Consider the following 8,044-nt stretch of genomic DNA (forward strand, 5'->3'; position numbering starts at 1 on the left):
CCAAACCGGACCCGGACCGGCCGCCTTCCGCTGCCTGAGACACCGTCACCTCAGTACGGGTGCACCCCGCCCAGGAAGGCCGGGGGCTCGGCGAAGCCGGAGGCGATCCGCTGGTGGTAGGTGGAGCGGTCGACCACCTCCAGGCCGACGATCTCCCACGGGGGCAGCTGTGCGGTGGCGCGGTGCTCACCCCAGAGCCGTAACGCCAGCGCCGCCGCGTCCTGCAGGGTGGCGGCCTGCTCCCAGTACCGGATCTCGGCGTGGTCCGCGGCGTAACGGGCCGTCAGGAACGGCGGATGGTCGTGCGCCAGCTGCTCCAGGCCCTGCTTCAGCTGGGCGAGCGGGGTGACCGTGCCCGCGAGGTTGAGCACCACGTGCCATATCCGCGCCGCGTCCTGCGGCTCGCGGTGGTCTGCCACGGTGCGCCCGATCGGGACCACCTGGGCGGAGCGGCCCGTGGCCGCCGTCCGGGCTTCCTGGCGCCTGCGTGCCACCGGCGGCCTCCTGTCGGCGATCGTCCCCGCGTTTCTCCTCACAGCGCGGGAGCGCGCCCCTCAGCCCGTGAGCACGACGAGATCGTCGCGGTGGACGACCTCCCGCTCGTACTCGGGCCCGAACTCCCTGGCGAGTTCCCGAGTGGAGCGACCGAGCAGTCGGGGAATCTCCCTCGAATCAAAGTTGACCAGTCCTCGCGCCACGATGTTGCCGTTTTCGTCAAGAAGGTCCACCGGATCGCCGGGAGCGAAATCCCCCTCGACGGCGGTCACCCCGGCCGGAAGCAGCGACGAGTGCCGCTCCACCACGGCCTTCACCGCTCCCGCGTCCAGGGTGACCGCGCCACGGGGGGAGCTGGCGTGCTCCAGCCACAGCATCCGATCGGTCGAACGCCTGCCGGTGCGATGGAAGAGCGTTCCGGTCTCGCGGCCCGCGAGCGCGTCGGCGGCGTGGCGGGCGGCGGTCAGCACGACCGGGATCCCCGCGCCGGTGGCGATCCGCGCGGCCTCGACCTTGGTCACCATGCCGCCGGTGCCGACCCCGGCCTTGCCCGCGCTGCCGATCTCGATGCCCACCAGGTCCTGCGGCCCGCGCACGTCCGCGATCCGGGAGGTGCCGGGCTTGCTCGGGTCGCCGTCGTAGAGCCCGTCCACGTCGGAGAGCAGGACGAGGAGGTCGGCCCGGACCAGGTGCGCGACGAGGGCCGCGAGCCGGTCGTTGTCGCCGAACTTGATCTCCGCCGTGGCCACCGTGTCGTTCTCGTTGACCACCGGCACCGCGCCCATGGCGAGCAGTTGCTCCAGGGTGCGCGACGCGTTGCGGTGGTGCGCCCGCCGGCTCGCGTCCTCGGCGGTGAGCAGGACCTGACCCACCCTCAGCCCGTACCGGGCGAAGGACGCGGTGTACCGCGCGACGAGGAGCCCCTGCCCGACGCTGGCGGCGGCCTGCTGCCGCGCGAGATCCTTGGGCCGCCGCTCCAGCCCGAGCGGCGCGAGTCCGGCGGCGATGGCGCCGGAGGAGACGAGGACGATCTCGGTGTCCGAGGCGGTACGCCTGCGGGCGAGAACGTCCACGAGCGCGTCGACGCGGTCCGCGTCGAGACCCCCCGCGGCGGTGGTGAGCGACGAGGAGCCCACCTTCACCACGATGCGCCTGGCGTCGAGGACGTCCGGCCGCAGCCCCGATCGCAGCTCCGCTGACTCGTCTGCCACGCCCGCGCTCCCGCTCGAAGTTGCTTGTCAGCACGCAATTTACGCGAAGGGGGTGGCCCCACTCACCCTGGTTCCACGCTCCGGACGCCCCTCCGGGGCGGAGCCCCCTCGGGGGCGCCGAGGAACGGCGCGGGAAAACTCCGCCCGGGGAGGTCCGACCCCATGCGCTGGAAGGACCTCCCCGGGCGGTGTGTTGCTCGCGCCGTTCCTCGCGCCCCTCAGGGGGCGCCGAGGGAGGCGAGGAGCTCGGCTTTCCGGGCCGGGGGCAGGAAGGATGCCTGGAAGGAGTTCCTGGCCAGGGTGCGGAGTTGATCCTCCGTCAGGCCCAGGGCGTCCCGCACCCCGGCGAAGTTGTCGTCCACGTAGCCGCCGAAGTAGGACGGGTCGTCCGAGTTGACGGTGACCAGCAGCCCCGCCTCCAGCATCGCGGGCAGCGGGTGGTCCGCCAGCGTGTCCACGCACCGCAGGCGCACGTTCGAGAAGGGGCACACCGTCAGCGGGATCTGCTCCGCCACCAGGCGGGCCACCAGCTCCGGGTCCTCCATGCAGCGGATGCCGTGGTCGATCCGCTCCACGCCCAGGACGTCCAGCGCCTCCGCGATGTACGCGGGCGGCCCCTCCTCGCCCGCATGGGCCACGCAGCGCAGGCCCAGCGCCCGGGCCTCCGCGAAGACCTCGCGGAACTTCGCCGGCGGGTGGCCGACCTCGGCCGAGTCCAGGCCCACGGCGGTGATGTGCTCCAGGAACGGCTTCGCCTCGCGCAGCGTCCGCAGCGCGTCCTCGGCCGGGAGGTCGCGCAGGAAGCTGAGGATCAGCTGGGCGGAGATGCCGTGCCGCTGCTCGCTCTCACTCAGCGCGGCCACCAACCCCCCTACCACCGTGCCGAGTTCGACACCGCGCGAGGTGTGCGCCTGCGGGTCGAAGAAGATCTCCGCGTGCCGCACGCCCGCCCGTGCCGCGCGGCGCAGGTAGGCCTCGGCCAGGTCGGCGAAGTCCTGCTCGGTGCGCAGCACGTCCGTCAGCCGGTAGTAGAGGTCCAGGAAGGACTGCAGTTCGGTGAAGGCGTACGCGGCGCGCAGCTCGTCCGGGTCCGCCCAGGGCAGCTCGGCGCCGTTGCGCCGGGCCAGCTCGAAGGCCAGCTCGGGCTCCAGCGTCCCCTCGATGTGCAGGTGCAACTCGGCCTTGGGCAGCGGCCGTTGACTCGCGGTCACGTTCTCAGTAGTCCTCGTCGTTCTCGATCGCGTGGCGGCTCAGCGGGTCGAAGGAGGCGAACTCCTCCGCCGCCGCGTCCGCCCGCATGCGCTCCCGCTCGCGGCGGCGGCCGACGGCCTCGCGCTGGGTCTGGAAGCGGTGGTCCTCGCCGCGGCGGCCGAGCATCTCTGCGCCCGCGGCCATGGTCGGCTCCCAGTCGAAGACGACGGCGTCCTCCGTGCTGCCGATGACGACGGTGTCACCCTCGCGGGCGCCGAGCTTCATCAGCTCCTCCTCGACTCCGAGGCGGTTGAGCCGGTCCGCGAGGTAGCCGACGGCCTCGTCGTTGTTGAAGTCCGTCTGGCGCACCCAGCGCTCCGGCTTGGCGCCGGTCACCCGGTAGAGGTCCTCGTGCTCGTCGTAGACCACGGAGAAGCCGGCGTCGTCCACGGCCTTCGGGCGGATGACGATGCGGGTGCTCTCCTGGACCGGCTTGGCCGCCCGCGCCTCGGCGACGATCTGCGCCAGGGCGTAGCTGAACTCCTTGAGGCCCTTGCGGGAGACCGCGGACACCTCGAACACCGGGTAGCCGCGCTCCTCCAGCGACGCGCGGACGATGTCGGCGAGGTCCTGGCCGTCGGGAACGTCGGTCTTGTTGAGGGCGACCACGCGCGGCCGGTCCTCCAGGCCGCCGTACTGGGCCAGCTCGGCCTCGATGGTCTCCAGGTCGCTCAGCGGGTCGCGGTCGGACTCCAGGGTGGCGCAGTCGAGCACGTGCACGAGCACCTCGCAGCGCTCGACGTGGCGCAGGAACTCCAGGCCCAGGCCCTTGCCCTGGCTGGCGCCCGGGATCAGCCCGGGGACGTCCGCGATCGTGTAGACCGTCGAACCGGCCGTGACCACACCGAGGTTGGGGACCAGGGTGGTGAACGGATAGTCCGCGATCTTGGGCTTGGCCGCCGAGAGCACGGAGATGAGGCTGGACTTGCCCGCGCTGGGGTAGCCCACCAGGGCGACGTCCGCGACGGACTTCAGCTCCAGGACGATGTCCCCGGACTCGCCCGGCTCGCCCAGCAGCGCGAAGCCGGGCGCCTTGCGGCGCGCCGAGGCGAGTGCGGCGTTGCCGAGGCCGCCGCGGCCGCCCGCGGCGGCCACGAAGGTGGTGCCGTTGCCGACCAGGTCGGCCAGCACGTTGCCCTTCTTGTCGAGGACCACGGTGCCGTCCGGCACCGGCAGGATCAGGTCCTCGCCGTCCGCGCCGGTCCGGTGGCCGCCCGCGCCGGGCTTGCCGTTGCCGGCCTTGCGGTGCGGGTGGTGGTGGTAGTCGAGCAGCGTGGTGATCTGCGGGTCCACCACGAGCGTGACGCTGCCGCCCTTGCCGCCGTTGCCGCCGTCGGGACCGCCGAGCGGCTTGAACTTCTCGCGGTGCACGGAGGCGCAGCCGTGGCCCCCGTTGCCCGCGGCGACGTGGAGTTCGACGCGGTCTACGAAGGTGGTCATGGTGCTGCTGCCTTTCGCCGGCGGAGGGGGGAAATCTCGGTACTGCTCAAACACCAAGGGTGGACCGGAGTCTTCCGATCCACCCTTGGAAAGGTCTGCCTGGGATCAGGCGACCGGCACGATGTTGACGACCTTGCGGCCGCGACGGGTGCCGAACTCGACGGCACCGGCCTGCAGCGCGAACAGGGTGTCGTCGCCGCCACGGCCGACGCCGGAACCCGGGTGGAAGTGGGTGCCGCGCTGGCGGACGATGATCTCGCCGGCGTTGACGACCTGGCCGCCGAAGCGCTTCACGCCGAGGCGCTGGGCGTTCGAGTCACGACCGTTGCGGGTAGAGCTTGCGCCCTTCTTGTGAGCCATCTGTCTCTAGCCCCTTACTTCGCCGAGTCAATGCTGGTGACGCGGAGCGCGGTGTGGCGCTGGCGGTGACCCATGCGCTTCCGGTAACCGGTCTTGTTCTTGTACTTCTGGATGGAGATCTTCTCGCCCTTGTGGTGGTCGACCACCTCGGCGTGGACCTTCACACCCGCCAGGACCCACGGGTCGCTGGTGACCGAGTCGCCGTCGACGACCAGGATGGTCGACAGCTCAACGGTGTCGCCGACCTTGGCGTCGACCTTGTCAGCCTCAAAAACATCGCCGACGGCAACCTTGTGCTGCCGCCCGCCGCTACGCACGATCGCGTACACGTCGAACCTCTCTCAACTCGGTCGGAGCCCCTGACGCCAGCCGACCCGGCGCGGACAACCTGCCCGGGGGCCTCTCCCGGACGGGTGACCGTCCGGAAGGTGGGTGCTCAGGAGCGGGGCGGCCTGCGACTACCGCAGGACACGCCGAGGGTCAAGACTACGGAAAGCCTGCGGGCCGGGTCAAACCAGCCCGGGCGCTCCCGCCGGGGCTCGCGCCCCGGGTGATCGGGCAGCCCGCCGCCCGGGGCGGTCCGGTGACGGACCTCCCCGGGCGNGCCCTCGCGGGCCGCGGCTCACTCGGCTGCCGGAGCCTCGCTGGGCGCAGCCGTCTTCTTGGTCGCGCGCTTGGCCGTCGTCGTCTTCTTGGCAGCCGTCTTCTTGGCGGCGGCCTTCTTCGCCGGGGCCTTGCGCGTGCGCTTCTTCGGCTCCGCCGGAGCCTCCTCCGCCTCGGCTGCGGCCTCGGGCACGGGCGCCGGCTCCTCCGCCGGGGCCTCCGCCACCGGCTCGGGCTGCGGCTCCGGCTGGAGCTGCGGCTCCGGCTGGAGCTCGGCGACCGGCGCCGACTCCGAGCGGACGACCACCGTCGCCGCCTCCGGCGAACCCGCCGGAGCCGTCGCACGGCGGACCGCACGCCTGCGGCCACGACGGGCCGGTGCCTCGATCATCGCCTCCGCCAGCGCCTCGGCCTCCGCGCGCGCCGCCTCGTCCACCGGGGCGGGCTCAGCCGCGACCACGGGCTCCGCCTGCGGCTCCGGCTCGGACGCCACCGCCTCCGGCGTGACGACCTCCAGCTCCTCGGGCTCGTGGACGTGCTCGTGCTCCAGCACCTCGGCGGTCTCCGCCGCCTCCACGGCCTCGGCGGTCTCCGCCGCCTCCTCGGCCTTGGCACCACCGCGACGACGGCGCTTGCTGCCGCCGCCAGTTGACGCCTCGTCACCCGGCTTCGGGCCCGCGAAGCCCTTCGGCGCGGGCGCCGCCTGCTCCATGTGGACGATGACACCGCGGCCGTTGCAGTGCACGCAGGTCTCGGAGAAGGACTCCAGCAGGCCCTGGCCGACACGCTTGCGCGTCATCTGCACCAGGCCCAGCGAGGTGACCTCGGCCACCTGGTGCTTGGTCCGGTCCCGGCCCAGGCACTCCAGCAGGCGCCGCAGCACCAGGTCGCGGTTGGACTCCAGCACCATGTCGATGAAGTCGATCACGATGATGCCGCCCAGGTCCCGCAGCCGCAGCTGGCGGACGATCTCCTCGGCCGCCTCGATGTTGTTGCGGGTGACCGTCTCCTCGAGGTTGCCGCCCTGACCGGTGAACTTGCCGGTGTTGACGTCGATGACGACCATCGCCTCGGTCTTGTCGATCACCAGCGAGCCGCCGCTGGGCAGCCAGACCTTGCGGTCCAGCGCCTTCATCAGCTGCTCGTCCACCCGGTAGGTGGCGAAGACGTCGACCTCGGAGGTCCACCTCTGCAGACGCGGCGTCAGGTCCGGGGCCACCGACGAGACGTACTCGTGGATGGTCGACCACGCGGTCTCGCCCTGGACGATGACCTTGGAGAAGTCCTCGTTGAAGATGTCGCGGACCACCCGGACCGTCATGTCCGGCTCGCCGTAGAGCAACGCCGGGGCGTTGCCGCTGCTGGCCTTCTTCTGGATGTCCTCCCACTGCTGCTGCAGCCGCTGGACGTCCCGGGTCAGCTCCTCCTCGGACGCGCCCTCGGCGGCCGTGCGCACGATGACGCCGGCGTCGTCCGGGACGATCTTCTTGAGGATGTTCTTCAGCCGGGCCCGCTCGGTGTCCGGCAGCTTCCGGCTGATGCCGGTCATGCTGCCCTCGGGCACGTAGACGAGGTAGCGGCCGGGCAGCGAGATCTGGCTGGTGAGCCGGGCGCCCTTGTGGCCGATCGGGTCCTTGGAGACCTGGACCAGCACCGACTGCCCGGACTTGAGCACCGACTCGATCCGGCGCGGCCCGTTCTTCAGGCCGAGCCCGGAGAAGTTGACCTCACCGGCGTAGAGCACGGCGTTGCGGCCCTTGCCGATGTCGACGAAGGCGGCCTCCATCGACGGCAGCACGTTCTGCACCCTGCCCAGGTACACGTTGCCGACGTAGGAGCTGGCCTGCTCCTTGTTCACGTAGTGCTCGACGAGGACGCCGTCCTCCAGCACGCCGATCTGGGTGCGCTGGCCGTGCTGACGGACCACCATGACCCGCTCCACCGCCTCGCGGCGGGCCAGGAACTCGGCCTCGGTGATGATCGGCACGCGGCGGCGGCCCTGCTCGCGGCCCTCGCGGCGGCGCTGCTTCTTGGCCTCCAGGCGGGTGGAGCCCTTGATGGACTGCACCTCGTCCGGGTCGAACCGGCGCGGCTCGCGGACCTTGAGCACCGTGCGCTCGGGGTCGTCCTCGCTGGTCAGCTCGATGTCCGTACCGGCGTCACCGCTGCGGCGACGGCGACGGCGGCGACGGCGGGAGGAGGTGGCCAGGGCCTCGCCCAGGTCGTCGCCCTCCTCGTCGTGCTCGTCGGACTCCTCACCCTCCTCGGCGTGGGCGGCCTCCGCCGACTCCTCGGCCTCGCCCTCGCTGCGACGACGGCGACGGCCGCCCCGGCGACGGCGGCGGGACGGACGCCCCTCCTCCGTCTCGTGGCCCTCGGCCTCCTCGTGCTCCTCGCCCTCGACGTGCTCCTCGTCGGCCTCCGACTCCTCGTCCTCGGGCGCCTCCTGAGCAGGCGTCACGAACGCGGGCGCGACCACGCGGCGCCGCCGGCGGCGACGGCCGCCGAAGTCGCCGTCCTCGGTCTCGTCCTCGTCGCCGCCCTGCGGCAGCGGCTCACGCTGGGCGACCTGCTCGAAGACGGCGGGCTCGGTCGGCTCGGCCGGACGCCGCCGCGTGCGGCGGCGCGGCTCGGCCTCCGCGGGAGCCTCGACCTCCCGGGCCTCCGCCTCGGCGGGCGCCTCC

7 protein-coding genes are annotated in these 8,044 nt (G+C 72.4%); all 7 read right to left on the minus strand.

All coding sequences use genetic code 11. The features are described 5' to 3' along the window. Positions 1-50: 50 nt before the first annotated feature. Positions 51-440, minus strand: a complete 390-nt coding sequence (locus ACFP3V_RS11565; RefSeq protein WP_380582705.1) for a hypothetical protein — start codon at positions 438-440, stop codon at positions 51-53. Between the two features lie 114 nt (positions 441-554). Beyond that, positions 555-1,706, minus strand: a complete 1,152-nt coding sequence (proB, locus tag ACFP3V_RS11570) for a glutamate 5-kinase (protein ID WP_380582691.1) — start codon at positions 1,704-1,706, stop codon at positions 555-557. Between the two features lie 218 nt (positions 1,707-1,924). Beyond that, entirely contained in the window at positions 1,925-2,917 is a 993-nt protein-coding gene (locus ACFP3V_RS11575) for an adenosine deaminase (RefSeq protein WP_380582693.1), read from the minus strand. A gap of 4 nt (positions 2,918-2,921) precedes the next feature. Further along, a complete protein-coding gene (gene obgE, locus ACFP3V_RS11580; RefSeq protein ID WP_380582695.1) occupies positions 2,922-4,397 on the minus strand; it encodes a GTPase ObgE in 1,476 nt (491 codons plus the stop codon). Positions 4,398-4,502: 105 nt separating this feature from the next. Further along, a complete protein-coding gene (gene rpmA / locus ACFP3V_RS11585) occupies positions 4,503-4,757 on the minus strand; it encodes a 50S ribosomal protein L27 (RefSeq protein ID WP_380582697.1) in 255 nt (84 codons plus the stop codon). A 14-nt stretch (positions 4,758-4,771) separates the two neighbouring features. Then, positions 4,772-5,086: a 50S ribosomal protein L21 gene (rplU, locus tag ACFP3V_RS11590; RefSeq protein WP_380582699.1), complete on the minus strand. Its 315-nt coding sequence runs from the start codon at positions 5,084-5,086 to the stop codon at positions 4,772-4,774. Between the two features lie 293 nt (positions 5,087-5,379). Next, positions 5,380-8,044, minus strand: a 2,665-nt coding sequence (locus ACFP3V_RS11595; RefSeq protein ID WP_380582701.1) for an Rne/Rng family ribonuclease, incomplete at its 5' end; no start/stop codon positions are given.

The organism is Streptacidiphilus monticola (assembly GCF_042658505.1).
In the GTDB taxonomy this organism is placed as follows: Bacteria; Actinomycetota; Actinomycetes; order Streptomycetales; family Streptomycetaceae; genus Streptacidiphilus; species Streptacidiphilus monticola.

Excerpts from the sequence above, each read along its gene's own strand:
- obgE (WP_380582695.1), bottom strand. The coding sequence starts at position 4,397 with ATGACCACCTTCGTAGACCGCGTCGAACTCCACGTCGCCGCGGGCAAC.
- rpmA (WP_380582697.1), bottom strand. The coding sequence starts at position 4,757 with ATGGCTCACAAGAAGGGCGCAAGCTCTACCCGCAACGGTCGTGACTCG.